General features: G+C 60.2%; 15 protein-coding genes. 5 read left to right on the top strand and 10 right to left on the bottom strand.

The window, feature by feature from the left end:
* Position 1: 1 nt before the first annotated feature.
* The 7 genes from ACIQJ2_RS21745 to ACIQJ2_RS21715 form a co-directional block, all read right to left on the bottom strand.
* Positions 2-1,081, bottom strand: coding sequence for a Gfo/Idh/MocA family protein (locus ACIQJ2_RS21745; protein WP_400672138.1), 1,080 nt, complete (start codon positions 1,079-1,081; stop codon positions 2-4).
* Complete coding sequence (locus ACIQJ2_RS21740; RefSeq protein WP_400672141.1) at positions 1,074-1,403, bottom strand: L-rhamnose mutarotase; 330 nt, start codon at positions 1,401-1,403, stop codon at positions 1,074-1,076. The genes ACIQJ2_RS21745 and ACIQJ2_RS21740 overlap by 8 nt, the downstream gene beginning before the upstream one ends.
* Before the next feature lie 13 nt (positions 1,404-1,416).
* A complete protein-coding gene (locus ACIQJ2_RS21735; protein WP_400672143.1) occupies positions 1,417-2,529 on the bottom strand; it encodes a mandelate racemase/muconate lactonizing enzyme family protein in 1,113 nt (370 codons plus the stop codon).
* Positions 2,530-2,539: 10 nt separating this feature from the next.
* On the bottom strand, positions 2,540-3,637 hold the full coding sequence (locus tag ACIQJ2_RS21730; protein WP_400672145.1) for an ABC transporter ATP-binding protein: 1,098 nt from the start codon (positions 3,635-3,637) through the stop codon (positions 2,540-2,542).
* 5 nt (positions 3,638-3,642) lie between these two features.
* Positions 3,643-4,509, bottom strand: coding sequence for a carbohydrate ABC transporter permease (locus tag ACIQJ2_RS21725; RefSeq protein ID WP_400672148.1), 867 nt, complete (start codon positions 4,507-4,509; stop codon positions 3,643-3,645).
* A gap of 2 nt (positions 4,510-4,511) precedes the next feature.
* Entirely contained in the window at positions 4,512-5,405 is an 894-nt protein-coding gene (locus ACIQJ2_RS21720; protein WP_199143937.1) for a carbohydrate ABC transporter permease, read from the bottom strand.
* A gap of 186 nt (positions 5,406-5,591) precedes the next feature.
* Positions 5,592-6,875, bottom strand: a complete 1,284-nt coding sequence (locus ACIQJ2_RS21715) for a sugar ABC transporter substrate-binding protein (RefSeq protein WP_400672202.1) — start codon at positions 6,873-6,875, stop codon at positions 5,592-5,594.
* 213 nt (positions 6,876-7,088) lie between these two features.
* Here ACIQJ2_RS21715 and ACIQJ2_RS21710 point away from each other — a divergent pair, with 213 nt between their 5' ends.
* From ACIQJ2_RS21710 to ACIQJ2_RS21695, 4 genes are all read left to right on the top strand, one after another.
* A complete protein-coding gene (locus ACIQJ2_RS21710) occupies positions 7,089-7,880 on the top strand; it encodes an IclR family transcriptional regulator (RefSeq protein WP_184702341.1) in 792 nt (263 codons plus the stop codon).
* A 65-nt stretch (positions 7,881-7,945) separates the two neighbouring features.
* Positions 7,946-8,782, top strand: a complete 837-nt coding sequence (locus ACIQJ2_RS21705; protein ID WP_400672151.1) for an amidohydrolase family protein — start codon at positions 7,946-7,948, stop codon at positions 8,780-8,782.
* 31 nt (positions 8,783-8,813) lie between these two features.
* Complete coding sequence (locus ACIQJ2_RS21700) at positions 8,814-9,359, top strand: MaoC family dehydratase (RefSeq protein WP_400672152.1); 546 nt, start codon at positions 8,814-8,816, stop codon at positions 9,357-9,359.
* A 1-nt stretch (position 9,360) separates the two neighbouring features.
* Positions 9,361-10,518 (top strand): CaiB/BaiF CoA transferase family protein, encoded by a 1,158-nt coding sequence (locus ACIQJ2_RS21695; protein ID WP_400672154.1) that lies wholly within the window; start codon positions 9,361-9,363, stop codon positions 10,516-10,518.
* A 100-nt stretch (positions 10,519-10,618) separates the two neighbouring features.
* On the opposite strand, the gene tal is transcribed toward ACIQJ2_RS21695, so the two are convergent.
* Positions 10,619-11,584: a transaldolase gene (tal, locus tag ACIQJ2_RS21690; protein WP_199143929.1), complete on the bottom strand. Its 966-nt coding sequence runs from the start codon at positions 11,582-11,584 to the stop codon at positions 10,619-10,621.
* Between the two features lie 504 nt (positions 11,585-12,088).
* Here tal and ACIQJ2_RS21685 point away from each other — a divergent pair.
* A complete protein-coding gene (locus ACIQJ2_RS21685; protein ID WP_400672156.1) occupies positions 12,089-13,078 on the top strand; it encodes a sugar-binding transcriptional regulator in 990 nt (329 codons plus the stop codon).
* A gap of 76 nt (positions 13,079-13,154) precedes the next feature.
* Here the strand turns inward: ACIQJ2_RS21685 and ACIQJ2_RS21680 are convergent, their stop codons facing one another.
* Positions 13,155-14,027, bottom strand: coding sequence for a methylated-DNA--[protein]-cysteine S-methyltransferase (locus ACIQJ2_RS21680; protein ID WP_400746589.1), 873 nt, complete (start codon positions 14,025-14,027; stop codon positions 13,155-13,157).
* Between the two features lie 112 nt (positions 14,028-14,139).
* A complete protein-coding gene (locus ACIQJ2_RS21675) occupies positions 14,140-14,643 on the bottom strand; it encodes a DUF2244 domain-containing protein (protein ID WP_400672204.1) in 504 nt (167 codons plus the stop codon).
* Positions 14,644-14,655 lie beyond the last annotated feature (12 nt).

Here is a 14,655-nt window from a genome sequence, read left to right as displayed (position 1 = left end):
CTCAAGCCTTCGGAAGTTCTGCAATCGGCGTCGCCGGCGCGGCGCTCGATTGATAGGCGGCTTCGACCAGCGCCATGGTCTGCCAGGCGTCTTCGACCGAGCCGACCAGCACCTTGTCCTCGCCCGAGGCGAAGCGCTGCAGGTTGGCCATGCGATTGACGAAGGCATCCGGGAACCATGCGCCCTCGAGCTTCACCTCGACCCAGTCACTGCCACCTTCGGGACGGATCCAGAGCTCGTCCGGCTCGCCCCGCGGATAGTCGAGATTGACGCCGAGCTTCACATAGGCCGCGCCCTTGGTGCCGGCGACGCGGAACTCGCAGGCCTGGTACTTGCGCCCAAAATCATGGTCGTGATTGACCGAGAGGACGCAGCGGACCTTGTCGCCGTAGTCGAGGATCGCCGCCGTCCGGGTCTGGGCGACTTCGTGATTGGGATGGCCGATGGTCTTGGCGTGCACCCCCTGCGGATTACCGAGCAGCCCGCGAATGAAATCGAGATAATGGATCGAGTGCATGGCGATCTCGATCCGCGGCAGGCCTTTCAGGAAAGGCCAGAGCCCCCAAGGTGTCGCGAGCGCCAGCCAGGCGTCGAAATCGACGACCTCGCCGAGATAGCCCTTCTCCACGGCATCGTAGAGCGCCAGCATCATCGGCGCGAAGCGCAGCTGGAAATTGACGGCTGCCTTGATGTCGCGCTCGCGGCAGACCCGCAGGATTTCGGAGGCGCCGGCGAGATCGCTGCCCATCGGCTTCTGGATCAGCGCGAAGGAGCCGCGCGGCAGCTTCGCCAGGATTGGCGCATGCGCCGCCGGCGGCGTCGCCAAATCGAAAATAGCACCTTCTATGGCAAACGCTTCGGCCTCGGAAGCGAATGCGCGAATGCCCCATTGAGCAGCAAGCACCGCCGCTTTCTCGGCATTCGGATCGTAGAGACCCGCGACCGGAAAGCCGCCTTGCTTGTAAGCCGGTAGGTGCGCGTCACCGACAATGCTACCGGCGCCGAAGATCACGATCGGACGCGGCGTTGACGGCTTTGGCGACCATTGACGAAGTGATTTGGGATCGAAAGCCTCACTCATGATGAAACACTTCCTCCATCATGGCCCACCACTCGCCCTCCTTGCGGGTTTCGAGCGGCTTCTGGCAGGGGATGCAAGCCGACCACCATTCCTGGTTCTTCGGGCTTGCGGCCATCTTGCGCATATCGGCCTCGAAATCCGTGCCGATATATTCCCAGTAACCGAAGAGCAGGTTTTCGGGCTCCTTCAGGAAGATCGAATAGTTGGTGATGTTGCAGTCCGAGATCAGCGCCAGGATCTCGGGCCAGACGGCCGCGTGCAGCGCCTTGTATTCCGCGATCTTGGCCGGCTCCAGGCCAATCACCATACCCATCCGTTGCATGGTCAGTTCCTCCTCAGCCGTGGATTTCCCAGGTGAATTCGCCGATCGAGCGCGCCTTCACAGCATCCCAATCCCACTCGATGCCGATACCCGGTTCGGAAGGCGCGAGCGCCTTGCCGTCGACGATCTCCATGCCCTTGGTGGTGAGGTCATCGAGCTGCGGGATATATTCGACATATTTGCCGTTCGGCACCGCGCAAGTGAGGCTGACATGCAGCTCCATCAGGAAGTGCGGGCAGACGGGAATATCGAAGGCCTCGGCCGCATGCGCCACCTTCAGCCACGGCGTAATGCCGCCGATGCGGGCAACATCGACCTGGACGATCGAGCAGGCACCCTTCTGCATATATTCGCGGAAATGCCGGATCGAATACATGGATTCGCCGACCGCGATCGGCGTCGGCGTTGAGCGCGTCAGCCGGATATGGCCGTCGAGATCGTCGGCCGGCAGCGGCTCCTCGATCCAGGCGAGATCCAGCTCCTTCAATCGTGCCGCGCGACGGATCGCCTCGTCGACAGTAAAGCCCTGATTGCAGTCGGTCATGATCTCGAAGCCGGAGCCGAGCGCCAGGCGCATCGCGGCCAGCCGGTCGTAGTCCTCAGAGCCATGCGGCTTACCGATCTTGACCTTCGAGCCGGAAAAGCCCTTGGCCTTCGCCTGCAGGGCGTCCTCGACCAAAGCTTCCTTCTCGATATGCAGCCAGCCGCCCTCGGTCGTATAGAGCGGGCAGCGGTCCTTGGCGCCGCCGGCCAGCTTCCAGAGCGGCAGGTTCTGCTTCTTGGCCCGCAGATCCCACAGCGCGGTATCGACGGCCGCGAGCGCCAATGCGGTGATAGGACCAATAGTCGTCGCATGGGTGGCGAATTCGAGCCTATGCCAGATCGCTTCGATGCGATCGGCATCCTCGCCGATGAGCAGGGGCGCCAGATGGTCGGAGAGCAACCGCATGACGGACGAGCCGCCGGTGCCGATGGTGTAGCTGTAGCCGGTGCCGACGGCGCCATCGCTATCGGTGATGGTGACGATCGGCGTTTCCTGGCTGACGAAGCTTTGGATCGCATCCGTCCGCTTCACCTTTGGCGGCAGGTCGACCATCCGCAATTCAATTTTTTCGATGCGTGCCATAGGGTATTCCTTAGATTGCCAGGCTCTTGCCGGTTTCAACGGAGAAGAGGTGGGCCTGACTAAGATCGAAGCTCATCTTCAGCTGTTCGCCGCTCTTCAGAGAGCGCGGATTGAGCATGCGCGACACCCATTCGCGCCCCGCGAACTCGACGAAGACAAGCGTTTCGTTGCCGAGCGGCTCGGTGATGGCGACAGGCAGCGTCAGTTCGTAGACGGCCGATTCCGCGCCGGAATGCAGGCCATGACCGGTCGGGAAGATATCGTCGGGGCGCAGGCCGAAGGCGACCTTTTCGCCCTCCTTGACCTTGCCGGTGAACTGGCTCGGCAGCGGCAGGCGATCGCCATTCTTGAAGGTGAGTTCGCCGCCCTTCAGCGTCGCCTCTTCGATATTCATCGGCGGCGAGCCGATGAAGCCTGCAACGAAGCGCGTGGCCGGCTTCTTGAACACTTCGTCGGGCGTGCCGACCTGCTCGATATGGCCGTCGCGCATGATGACGATGCGGTCGGCCAGCGTCATGGCCTCGACCTGGTCGTGCGTGACATAGATCACCGTCGACTGCACCTTGGCATGCAGCTTCTTGATCTCGGTGCGCATCTGCGTGCGCAGCTTGGCGTCGAGGTTCGACAATGGCTCGTCGAACAGGAAGACCTCCGGCTGGCGAACGATGGCGCGGCCCATGGCGACGCGCTGGCGCTGGCCGCCGGAAAGCTGTGCCGGGCGGCGGTCCATCAGGGCTTCAAGGCTCAGAATGGTGGCCGCCTGGTTGACGCGCTGATCGATTTCGCTCTGCGGCTGCTTGGCGATCTTCAGCGAGAAACCCATGTTCTCGCGCACCGTCATATGCGGATAGAGCGCATAGGACTGGAACACCATCGAGATGTTGCGGTCGCGCGGCGGCAGCTCGTTGACGACGGTGTTGCCGATCTCGATCGTACCGCCCGATACCTCTTCTAGGCCGGCGATCATGCGCAGCGTCGTCGACTTGCCGCAGCCGGAAGGGCCGACGAGCGCGATGAACTCCTTGTCGGCGATATCGAGATCGATGCCGTGGACGATTTCCAGCGCGCCGTAGCGCTTGACGAGTTTTTTAAGGGAAACCTGAGCCATTGATATCAACCTTTGACCGCACCGAATGTCAGACCCGACACCAGATGCTTCTGAATGATGAAAGTGAGAGCGAGTGCCGGAATGATCATCACGACCGCGAGCGCGCACATGCCGCGCCAGTCGATGGTGAACTCGGACGTATAGTCGAGCAGACCCACAGGCAGCGTCTTTGAATCGACCGAGCGCGTCAGCTGCGAGGCCAGTGCATATTCGTTCCAGCAGGTGAGAAAGGCGAAGATGCCGGCCGACGCGATACCCGGACCGGCAAGCGGAAACTCCACCTGCCAGAAAGCCTGCCAGCGCGTGCAGCCGTCAATCTGCGCGGCTTCGGCAAGATCCTTCGGCACCTGCCGGAAGAAGCCGTCGATCAGCCAGATGGTGAAGGGCACATTCAGCGCGACATAGGTGAGGATGAGGCCGAAATGCGTGTCGATGATCCCGAGCCGCGCATAGACCATGAACAGCGGCAGCGAAAGGGCGACGCCGGGTACAGAGCGCGTCAGCATGAGCCCGAGGAACACCGTCGACTTGCCGCGGAAACGGAAGCGGGCAAAGGCATAACCGCCGGACATGCCGATGATGAGCGCGATGGCAGTCGAGGTGATCGAAATGATCAGCGAATTGCGGAAATAATCCCAGACGGGAATGCCACCCTGCCCCACACCACTGAACATGGAGCGATAGGCTTCGAGCGAAAGCTCCTGCGGAATCCAAACCGGCGGCTTCGCCATGATCTCCACGGTCGGACGAAGCGAGCTGACGATGATCCAGAGACCCGGCAGGCAGATGATGAGCATCGCGATGAAAAGGCCGATGAGATAGGCGACCTTCCAGAGGCGGCGTTGCAGGCGTTGTTGAGCGTTGCGATCCATGATTACCACTCCGCTCCGATCTGGGTGCGGGCAAGCGCCAGCTTACGGAAAAAATAGACTGTGAAGGCGATCGAAAGAATGATCGAGACATAGGCCATAGCGTTGGCAAGCCCCATCTGCGCATCGGCATAGGCGGTGCGCCCGACCAGCGTCCAGATCAGCTCCGTACGCCTTGCCGGCCCGCCATCGGTCATGATCTTGACGATGTCATAGGCGCGGGCGACGTCGAGCGAACGGATCGTCATGGCGATGAAGGCAAAGGGCATAAGGAACGGCCAGGTGACGTAGCGGAAGGTCTGCCAACTGGTGCAGCCGTCGACCTTGGCGGCCTCGACTGGCTCCTGCGGCATGGCGAAGAGGCCGGCCAGAATGAGGATGGCGAAGACCGAGGTCGACGACCAGACTTCTGCGACGATGATCGAGAACAGCGCCAGATTGCCGTCGATGAGCCACGGAATGGCATCGTTGGTGATACCAAGCGACTGCAGCGCATTGTTGATGATGCCGACATTGTCGTTGAACATGAATTTGAACTGGAAACCGACCAGCACGGGCGAAAACATCATCGGAAACATCATCAGCGTGCGCAGGATGCGCTTGCCGTGCGTTGCCTTGTTGACGAGAAGGGCCAATCCGAGGCCGAGCAGCATTTCCAGATTGAGCGCGATCGTCAGCAGCACCACGGTGCGCACGAAGGCGGCCAGAAACACCGGGTCCGTCAGGATGCGGATGTAGTTGCGCAGGCCGATGAACGTAAAGAGCGTCGCCGGCCTTGTCAGGCGAAACGGCGTGAAGCTGGAATAGAACGAGAGAAGCAGCGGAAACAGAACGACCGCGACAAGGACGATAATCGCCGGAAGAAGAAGCAGGACCGGTGGAGATATCTTTTTGAACATGGTTTGCACCTGTCGGCATTCCTCGGCAGCGTGGCCCGGACTGCGTGGAATGGATTGCTTAGGACGAGACCCGGCACAAGGCCGGCGGCACGGACCAGTCCCTTGCGGCACCGACCAAAAGCCATTCTCAAAGTTAGATTGCGGAGGTCCCGCACTCTCTGGAGCGCGGGACTTCGATTGCATCGCTTAGAGCGCGCCGGCGTCCTTCAGGACATCGGTCGCCTTCTGGGCCGCGGCGTCAAGCGCCTGCTTGGAGGTCTTGTCGCCGAGGATGGCAGCCTGGAGCTCAGGATAGACGACGTTGGAAATCTCGATCCATTGCGGCGTGCGCGGAACCGGGAAGGCGTACTTCATCGATTCCTGGAAGGTGCTCAGCACTTCCTTCTTGTAAGGATCGGAAGCAGCCTGCTGGATGTCCCATTCCCAGACAGCCTTGCGGGTCGGCAGCGTGCCGTTGGCAGCTTCAAGCTTCTGCGAGTCGTCGTTGGTCAGGAACCAGACGAGCGAAGCGGCAGCATCCTTGTGGGCGCAGGCCTCGGTCACCGAGAAGCCATGATGACCGGACCAGCCGGTGTGCTTGCCGGACGAACCGACAGGCTGGACGACGACGCCGACATTGCCGGCAACCTTCGAGGACTTCGGATCGTTGAAATAGGTCGCCCAGCCCGGCCAGTCGAGATCGAGCGCGATCGAACCGGACGCAAAGCCAGCTCCGAGATCATCCCACAGATAGTTGGTCGTACCGGCGGGAACTGCCTTGGCCTTGTACATGTTCACGAACCAGTCGAGCGCACGCACGCCGGCTTCGGAGTTGAAGGCGGGCTTGCCGTCCTTGTCGAGATAGTCACCGCCTTCGGCGACCAGCATTTCAAAGAAGCGGCCGTTGATCGCCTCTTCCTTGCCGGGGAACTGCGTGCCGAAGAAATTCGGCGGGTTGGAGAAGAAGATCGCCTGATCGGACACTTCCTTCCAGGTCTTCGGCGGCGCCAGATCATAGCCATACTTCGCCTTGAACGCCGTCTTCTTGGCGTCGTCGTTGTAAAGGCTCTTCTGGTAGTAGAGCGCCGACACGTCGAACTGGGCGCGCGGCAGCATGATCAGGCGGCCATCGATGGTGGAAGCCTGAATGGTGGAATCGACGAACTCGCCGATCTCTTCCTTGGGCAGAAGCTTGCCGAGATCGGTGTAGAGATCGGGATACTGAGGCGCGAAGGACGAATGGTTCGAGCCGACGCACCAGGAGATGCTGCCAGACGCCATGTCCGACTTGATTTCCTTGTCGAGCTCGAAATGGTTCTTCTTGGACAGGATGTTGACCTTGGCGCCCGTCGCCTTCTCCCATTCGGTGATGCGCGCATAAAGCGGCTCATACTGCTGGCCGCCGATGAGCTTGGCGTCGATCGTCACGCCCGGAAACTTACCCGGCAGATCCGCGGCAAAGACCGAGGTACTCGCAAGCAATGCCATCATGCCGGCAGCAAGACCGGCCCTCCAATTCCTCATCGAAATTCCTCCCAATAAGATCGGACCTCTTGTCCAATCGCCCTCTCGACCCAAATATGGATCAATGATTTATAAGTAAACATCTTATTCATTGACCGTCAAGCCGAGATCGCGCCCTTGAAAAGGTCGTTCATTCATATATGAATGATGAATCATGTTTCTTCGCATGGGGGACTGCTGATGAGTGTAGAAGACGACAGTGATCGCTATCGCGCGCCGGCCCTGGACAAGGGGCTGGACATATTGGAACTGCTGGCGACGATCGACGGTGGTCTCACGCAGGCGGAAATCGCCAAGGCGCTCAACAAGAGCCCTAACGAATTCTATCGCATGCTTGATCGCCTCGTGCGGCGCGGCTATGTGCAGAGACAGGACGGCGACCGCTTCTATCTAACGCTGAAGCTCTTCGGACTAGCGCATTATCATGCGCCGGTGCGCCGCCTCGTTTCCTTTGCAACGCCGCTGATGCGCGAGTTCTCCAACCGCGCCGAGCAGGCCTGTCATCTGGCGATTTACGATCGCGGTTCGGTCGCCGTCATCGCTCAACAGGATTCGCCGACCTATTGGGGCATATCCATACGCGTCGGGGCGCAGATCAATCTCTACAATACCGGTTCCGGCCATATTCTCCTGGCATTCCGCGATGAAAAGCAGCGCCAGATGATGATCAACGAGCAAAGGCGCCAGGAGCAAGACCCGGAAGAGCCGCCTGCCGATCTCGAGGAGAAGCTGCTGGCCATCCGCGACAAGGGCTTCGAGACAATGAACAGCCTTCAGACCAGCGGTGTGTACAATATCTCTGCTCCCGTGCTCGCGATGGACGGCAACGCATTGGCGGCCCTCACCTGCCCCTATATCGAACCTGTGAACCCGAAGGCGCCGACGCGCGAACAGGTGGTCGAATATGTGCGGGAAGCGGCAAAGCAGATCTCCGAAACCGTGGCCGGCACCGTGGACAAGGCTGAGCTGTAATTTTTATTTGAATAAACTATTCTTCTGTGAGTATATGTTGAGCAAGCAGGTATGGGAGGAACGCCATGCTTTTCGACAGCCATTTGCACATCGTCGACCGGAAACGCCTCGCCTACCCCTGGCTGGCTGAAGCAGGTGCGCTCAACCGCGACAGCCTCTACGAAGACTATGCGCGCGAAGCCAAGCGGCTTGGAATCACCGACACGCTTCACATGGAAGTCGATGTCGCCGAAGACAATATCGAGCGGGAGACGGATTACGTCAAAGAGCTGAGCCGCCAGCCCGGCAGCCTTCTGCGCGGCGCCGTCGCCGCCTGCCGTCCTGAAAGCACAAGCTTTCCAGCCTATCTCGAACGAGTGCTCGCAGACCCGTTCGTCAAGGGCTTTCGCCGGGTGCTGCATGTGGTGCCTGATGACGTCTCCGAGGGCGCACTTTTTCGCGAAAATCTGAATCGGCTCAGCAATACGCGGCTCACCTTCGATCTCTGCGTTCTGCCGCATCAGATAGCCAAGGCGATTGCGCTGATCGACCTCAATCCCGATGTCCGCTTCATTCTTGATCATTGCGGCGTCCCGGCGGTGAAGGATGGGCTTAGCGAAAGCTGGTCGTCCGGCATCAAGGAAGCTGCGAAACGACCGAATGTCATCGTGAAGATCTCAGGCGTCGTTGCCTATGCCGATCCGGACAACTGGTCGCCGGAAACGCTGCGTCCCTTCGTCGAACATTGCATCGCAAGCTTCGGCTGGGATCGCGTCATCTGGGGCAGCGATTGGCCAGTCTGCACGCTCGGCGGCAATCTCTCTACCTGGGTCGCCGCCACTCATGCCCTGATGCAAGGCGTAAGCGCTGACGAACGCAACGGGCTCTATCACCTCAATGCCAAGCGCCTCTGGTCTCTCTGAGGCCAGCGGCTTTCCACCGAAAGTGAATGCCATGACCGCCACCGTCGGCGTATCCAGCACCCATCCGAAAACTATGCCGGCCGATCACGCCGAGATCCCCGTCTGGAATTCGGAAAACTGGTTCTATGAGGATTTCGAGGTCGGCCACAAGATCCGCTCGCTGCGCCGCACGATCTCCGAGGGCGAATCCCAACAGTTCAACGCGCTGGTGCTCGACATGCACCCTTACGTCAGCGATCAGATCTTCGCCGAGACCGAAGGCCTCTTCGGCAAGCGGCTCGTCGCCGGCGCCTTCGTCTTTTCCGCTGGCCTGGGACTTGTCGCCACCAACTGCGTCAATGCCTTTTCCTATGGCTACGACAAGCTGCGCTTCATCAAGCCCACCTTCATCGGCGACACGATCTACACCATCCGCACCAATCTCGATAAGCAGCCGAAATATGCCGAGCTCGGCCTGATCCGCTCATCTTACGAAGTCTTCAAGGGCGAAGGCGAGCTGGTGCTCTATTGCGAGCATATCCAGACCGTGCGCTACAAGAACGGCCGGCCTGCGGACGCGCCGCCGCTGAAAGCCTGATATGAACAACAACGACGAAGAAGGTCTGCTCTCCGGCATCATCGTGCTGGATATGAGCCAGTTTCTTGCCGGTCCGATGGCGGCGCTGCGGCTTGGCGATCTCGGTGCGCGCGTCATCAAGATCGAGCGGCCCGATGGCGGCGACCTCTGCCGCCGGCTCTATCTCAGCGACACGGAAATCGGCGGCGATTCCACGCTCTTTCACGCCATCAACCGCGGCAAGGAAAGCTTTGCCATCAACATGAAGGACGAGAGCGATCTGCAGGAATTGCGCGCGCTCATTGCCAAGGCCGACGTCATCATCCAGAACTTCCGCCCCGGCGTCATCGAAAGGCTTGGCCTCGACTACGCCTCCGTGGCCGCAATCAATCCTCGCATCGTCTATGGCAGCATCACCGGCTATGGCCCGGACAATGAATGGCGCCACTTCCCCGGTCAGGATCTGCTGGCTCAGGCCCGCTCCGGCGTCATGTGGCTCAATGGCGAGGCGAATGATGGGCCTGTACCCTTCGGGCTTGCCGTCGCAGACATGCTGGCCGGCAATCTCCTCGTTCAAGCCATTCTCGCGGGGCTGGTGCGACGCGGCGTGACCGGGCGCGGCGTGCATGTGGAAACGAGCCTGCTGGAGGCACTGGTCGATTTCCAGTTCGAAGTGCTGACCACACACCTGAACGATGGCGGCCGCCTGCCGAAGAAATCCGCCGTGCGCAATGCACACGCCTACCTCGCGGCCCCCTATGGCGTCTATCGCTGCGCCGACAGCTGGCTGGCGCTGGCTATGATGCCGCTGGAAAAACTCGCGCCGCTGCTCGATCTGCCGGCGCTCGCCGACTACACGCCTGACGACGCCTTTCAGCGCCGCGACGAGATCAAGACCATGATCGCAAGCCGCCTGCAGGAGAAGACGGTTCGGGAATGGCTCGCCCTCCTGGAGCCTGCCGACATCTGGGCGGCCGAAGTGCTCGATTGGCCGCAACTGCTGCATAGCGCGGCCTTCCGCCAACTCGATATGCTGCAGACCGTGAGCCGCGATGACGGAACGTCTGTACGAACGACGGCGAGCCCGATCCGGGTGAATGGTATCAGAGCCAAGAACGATCTGGCCGCGCCGAAGATCGGTGGTCAGTCGGACAAGATCAGAGCGGAATTTCTTCGATAGTTCATCGTGCGGCACGCTCGATGCCGCGACCTGTCAGCGACATAAAAAAGGGCGCCGCATCCCTGCGGTACCCCTCTCAACATAGCAAACTTACATCACCTCAAGCAGCAGCGAGCTGCAGCTCCTTGCTGACCATGGCGCGCAGCGTGCCAAGGTCCTTGGCGAAAGCGCGGATGCCTTCCGAGAGCTTCTCGGTTGCCATCGCGTCTTCGTTCATCATCCAGCGGAAGGTCTTCTCGTCGACGGCGATCTTTTCGACCGAACCCTTGGGCTCCGGCGAAAGCTTGCGCTCCAGCTTGCCCTGATCGGCAGCGAGTTCGTCGAGCAGGTTGGGGCTGATGGTCAGACGGTCGCAGCCGGCCAGCGCTTCGATTTCGCCGGTGTTGCGGAAGGAGGCACCCATGACGATCGTCTTGATGTCGTTGGCCTTGTAGTAGTGGTAGATGTCGCGCACCGAGATAACGCCCGGATCTTCTTCTGCGGTGTAGTCCTTGCCGGTCGACTTCTTGTACCAATCAAGGATGCGGCCGACGAAGGGCGAGATCAGGAATGCCTTGGCGTCGGCGCAGGCGATTGCCTGAGCCTTGCTGAAGAGCAGCGTCAGATTGCAGTCGATGCCTTCCTTCTGCAGCACTTCGGCGGCGCGGATGCCTTCCCAGGTAGAGGCGAGCTTGATGAGGATACGATCACGCTCGATGCCGCGCTCCTTGTAGGAAGCGATGATGGCGCGTGCCTTGGCAAGCGATGCTTCCGTGTTGAAGGACAGGTCGGCGTCGACTTCGGTCGAGACGCGGCCGGGAACGAGGCCGGAGAGCGCTGCACCGACGGAAATGGCCAGACGGTCGGCAACAGCATGGACGACGGCTTCCGACGTGCCGCCCTGCTTCTTGCCCCAGGCAACGGCTTCCTTGATCGCATCGGCGAACATCGGCGTGCCGAGCGCCTTCAGCACGATGGTCGGGTTGGTGGTGCAATCCACCGGCTTCAGGCGTGCGACAGCCTCGATATCGCCGGTGTCGGCCACGACCGTGGTCATGGCGCGGAGTTGGTCAAGCTTGGAAGTCATAGCAGGTATCCTTGTTGAATGAGGCCCATGGGGAAGCGGAGATTTGGGGCGGTGTGTCTCGTCCGTTCGGCGGACGGCTTGAAGGCATCAGGCAGAATACGCCCTTCCTTCTCCTATGTATCGGTAACGGGGTAAAAAGCGCGAAAGTTCCATTTCCGGTGAACGGCCGAGCGGTGAAGAAACAACCCTCCGGAAACAGGCTTTTCACCGGCACGGGGCGCCCTATATGAACCCCTGTCCGGCCTGGCATCTGCTCGGAGCAACACTCGCACATTGTCCTCCTCGATTGGACAAGACCGAATTCCTCAGCACCGACTATCAGCAATCTCGCAATGAAAAGTCAAGGACATTTGTGCAATTCAATTGACATAAGTTTCATGTCATAGAATATCGGCGACAGAAGAGCCGACCTCGCCTGCTCCCGTCATCTAACATCGCCCCATTTCATTCTCCGGGGTGATCATGACCCTAAAAGGCGCATGCGACAATCTTGCCGGAGGACCTGTGGCCAAACTGAGACGCGGGACGCACACCGCCTATTCGGAAACCTCGTCACTGAGGCTTCGCGCGGCATGGCTCTATTACAATCAGGGCCTGACGCAGAAGGACGTTGCAGAACAGCTCGGCATCAGCCGCACCACGGTCATTCGTCTGCTGGATGAGGCCATGCGCCGCAGCGAGGTGCAGATCTGGATCACGGAGGGCATCGACGACTGCGTCGAACTGGCAATCAAACTCGAACGCACCTATGGGCTCGATGAGGCCATCGTCGTTCCCGAGCCTGCAGGCAGCGACGTCAATGCCCAGGCAAAAAGCGTCGGCCTGGCACTCGGCCAGTTCCTGACGGAAGCCATCCCCGATAATTATACGATCGGCGTCGGCTGGGGCCGAACGATGACAGCCTCGCTGGCGAGCTTCCGTCCGACCCGCCGTGACAATTGCAAGGTGGTGTCTTTGCTCGGCGGCATCGTCGCCGTCCATCAGACCAACCCGATCGACTATACATGGCGATTGGCAAGCCAGCTCGGCGCGGAATGCTACATGTTCCTGGCGCCGCTTCTGGTCGACTCTGTCGAGACCAAGCGCAATCTCATCGAAAAATGCGGCCTCGAAGCCATCTACCGGCTGGCTGAGAATCTCGATCTCGCCATCGTCAGCTGCGGCGATATCGGCCCGCAATCGACCTCACTGTCGGAAGGTTTCATATCGAAGCGCGAACTGGAAGAACTGATCGAAATGGGCTGCATCTGCGATACCATGTTCAACTTCCTCGACGCCGAAGGCAATTCCGTCGATCATCCCATCAACAAGCGCGTCATGTCCGTCGATCTGGATACGCTGAAGAAGGCCAAGCACATCGTGATCTCCTCCGGCGGCGCGCACCGCGCCCAGGCGATCAGCGCCACCATCAAACGCATCGGCTGCAACACGCTGATTACGGATGAAAGCGCCGCCAAGGCGCTGCTGAACATGGCTCTGGCGAAGGCGGCTTAAGGTCAGCTCAATCGTCGACTTCGAATAAGTTGAGGGCGCCACCCTCAACAAACTCGAGCACTATTGAGACAACGCCTCAAGCGTCTCCCGATTCCCATCCCAGCATCGCGCGCTTGCGCGTCAGCCCCCAATGGTAGCCCGTGAGCTGGCCATTCTTGCCAAGCGCGCGATGGCAGGGCACCACGAAGGAAATGGGGTTGCGACCGACGGCTGCGCCCACCGCACGCATAGCGGTCGGCTGACCGATATCCTTGGCGATATCGGAATAGGTGACAGCTCGGCCCATCGGGATTTTCAAAAGGCTTTCCCAGACGCGAAGCTGGAAGTCCGAACCAATCAGGACAACCCGCAACGGCTGATCGCTCGACCAGTTCGACCGCTCGAAAATGCGCCCTGCATAAGGGGCCGTCGCATGCGGATCCTCGATGAACTCGGCATTGGGCCAGCGGCAGGTCACGTCAGCCAGACAGGCCTTTTCATTGCCGGAATCGCTGAAGGCAAGGCCGGCAAGACCGCGATCCGTGACCATGATCAGAGCGAGGCCGAAGGGTGAGATGTGAAACGCATAGCGCATCACCAAACCGCTGCCCCTTGCCTTCCACTCGCCGGGAGACATCGCCTCATGCGTCACGAAAAGATCGTGCAGCCGGCTTGGGCCGGAAAGACCAACCTCGAAGGAGGTCTCCAGCAGCGGCAGATCCTCCTTGCGCAAAAGGCGCTTGGCGTGATCGAGCGTGACAGCCTGAAGGAATGCCTTGGGCGACAATCCGGCCCAGCGCGTGAACGTCTTCTGCAGCTGGGTCGGCGATTGACCGAGCCGATCGGCAAGCATCTCCAGCGACGGCTGGTCGCGATATTCCTCGGTGATGAGCTCGATAACCTCCCGCACGGTCTCATAGTCGTGACCTTCCGGGGTGATGTCTTTCTTCAGCTGTGCAATCGCATTCATGATCTTTCTCCTTGGAAAGGAGAAAACCACGGCGGGAATGCTAAAACCACCCGTTTCTTGCGCAGGTGCGGCAACTGCGGAAATGTGATGTCGCTGATTTCGCCGAGCCTGCTCATATCCGTTGCGTCACGGTTGCCAGCGCCCGCTTGAACGCCTGGGCGAAGCTCTCGCGATCCTCGGGATTGAGGAAGGAACCGACATCGGTGTCATGGCTTCTATCGCGGACATGCATCGACACGACCCCGATCTCGCGGTGACGGCGAACGAGAAAACGCGTCCAGAACGGATTGAAATCATGCTCCACCATTCGCCCGGTCGGCGAGAACTTGCGGATGGAAACATTGGTACGCGATACCGTCACTTCTTCGCGTACACGGCCGGACCGATAGTTCAGCCAGAAAGCCCCGAAGAGCAGGACGAAATCGGCGCCGAAGAAGATGCCGACCGGCCAGGCGCCGCGCGTGACGAAGAGGATGGTGTAGAAGAGGCAGCAGGCTCCGGCCAAGGCCAGCATGATCTTGAACCCCTTCCGCCCGAGCGAGCGATGGGGGAACAATTCGGCGGCGAAAACCGGCCTGTTGCCGTCTGCCGCAGTATCGGCGTTGCGTTCCGTCATAGGACTTGAGTA

Source organism: Rhizobium sp. NPDC092011 (assembly GCF_044756305.1).
Lineage (GTDB): Bacteria > Pseudomonadota > Alphaproteobacteria > Rhizobiales > Rhizobiaceae > Rhizobium.
Note: the sequence above shows the minus strand (reverse complement) of the source record. Positions and strands in the feature narration are given on the sequence as shown.

Bases quoted from the DNA above. Each gene is read 5' to 3' on its own strand.
- ACIQJ2_RS21735 (WP_400672143.1), bottom strand. From the start codon at position 2,529: ATGGCACGCATCGAAAAAATTGAATTGCGGATGGTCGACCTGCCGCCA.
- ACIQJ2_RS21730 (WP_400672145.1), bottom strand. From the start codon at position 3,637: ATGGCTCAGGTTTCCCTTAAAAAACTCGTCAAGCGCTACGGCGCGCTG.
- ACIQJ2_RS21680 (WP_400746589.1), bottom strand. From the start codon at position 14,027: ATGAATGCGATTGCACAGCTGAAGAAAGACATCACCCCGGAAGGTCAC.
- ACIQJ2_RS21715 (WP_400672202.1), bottom strand. From the start codon at position 6,875: ATGATGGCATTGCTTGCGAGTACCTCGGTCTTTGCCGCGGATCTGCCG.
- tal (WP_199143929.1), bottom strand. From the start codon at position 11,584: ATGACTTCCAAGCTTGACCAACTCCGCGCCATGACCACGGTCGTGGCC.
- ACIQJ2_RS21675 (WP_400672204.1), bottom strand. From the start codon at position 14,643: ATGACGGAACGCAACGCCGATACTGCGGCAGACGGCAACAGGCCGGTT.
- ACIQJ2_RS21705 (WP_400672151.1), top strand. From the start codon at position 7,946: ATGCTTTTCGACAGCCATTTGCACATCGTCGACCGGAAACGCCTCGCC.
- ACIQJ2_RS21740 (WP_400672141.1), bottom strand. From the start codon at position 1,403: ATGCAACGGATGGGTATGGTGATTGGCCTGGAGCCGGCCAAGATCGCG.
- ACIQJ2_RS21710 (WP_184702341.1), top strand. From the start codon at position 7,089: ATGAGTGTAGAAGACGACAGTGATCGCTATCGCGCGCCGGCCCTGGAC.
- ACIQJ2_RS21725 (WP_400672148.1), bottom strand. From the start codon at position 4,509: ATGGATCGCAACGCTCAACAACGCCTGCAACGCCGCCTCTGGAAGGTC.
- ACIQJ2_RS21745 (WP_400672138.1), bottom strand. From the start codon at position 1,081: ATGAGTGAGGCTTTCGATCCCAAATCACTTCGTCAATGGTCGCCAAAG.
- ACIQJ2_RS21720 (WP_199143937.1), bottom strand. From the start codon at position 5,405: ATGTTCAAAAAGATATCTCCACCGGTCCTGCTTCTTCTTCCGGCGATT.
- ACIQJ2_RS21695 (WP_400672154.1), top strand. From the start codon at position 9,361: ATGAACAACAACGACGAAGAAGGTCTGCTCTCCGGCATCATCGTGCTG.
- ACIQJ2_RS21700 (WP_400672152.1), top strand. From the start codon at position 8,814: ATGACCGCCACCGTCGGCGTATCCAGCACCCATCCGAAAACTATGCCG.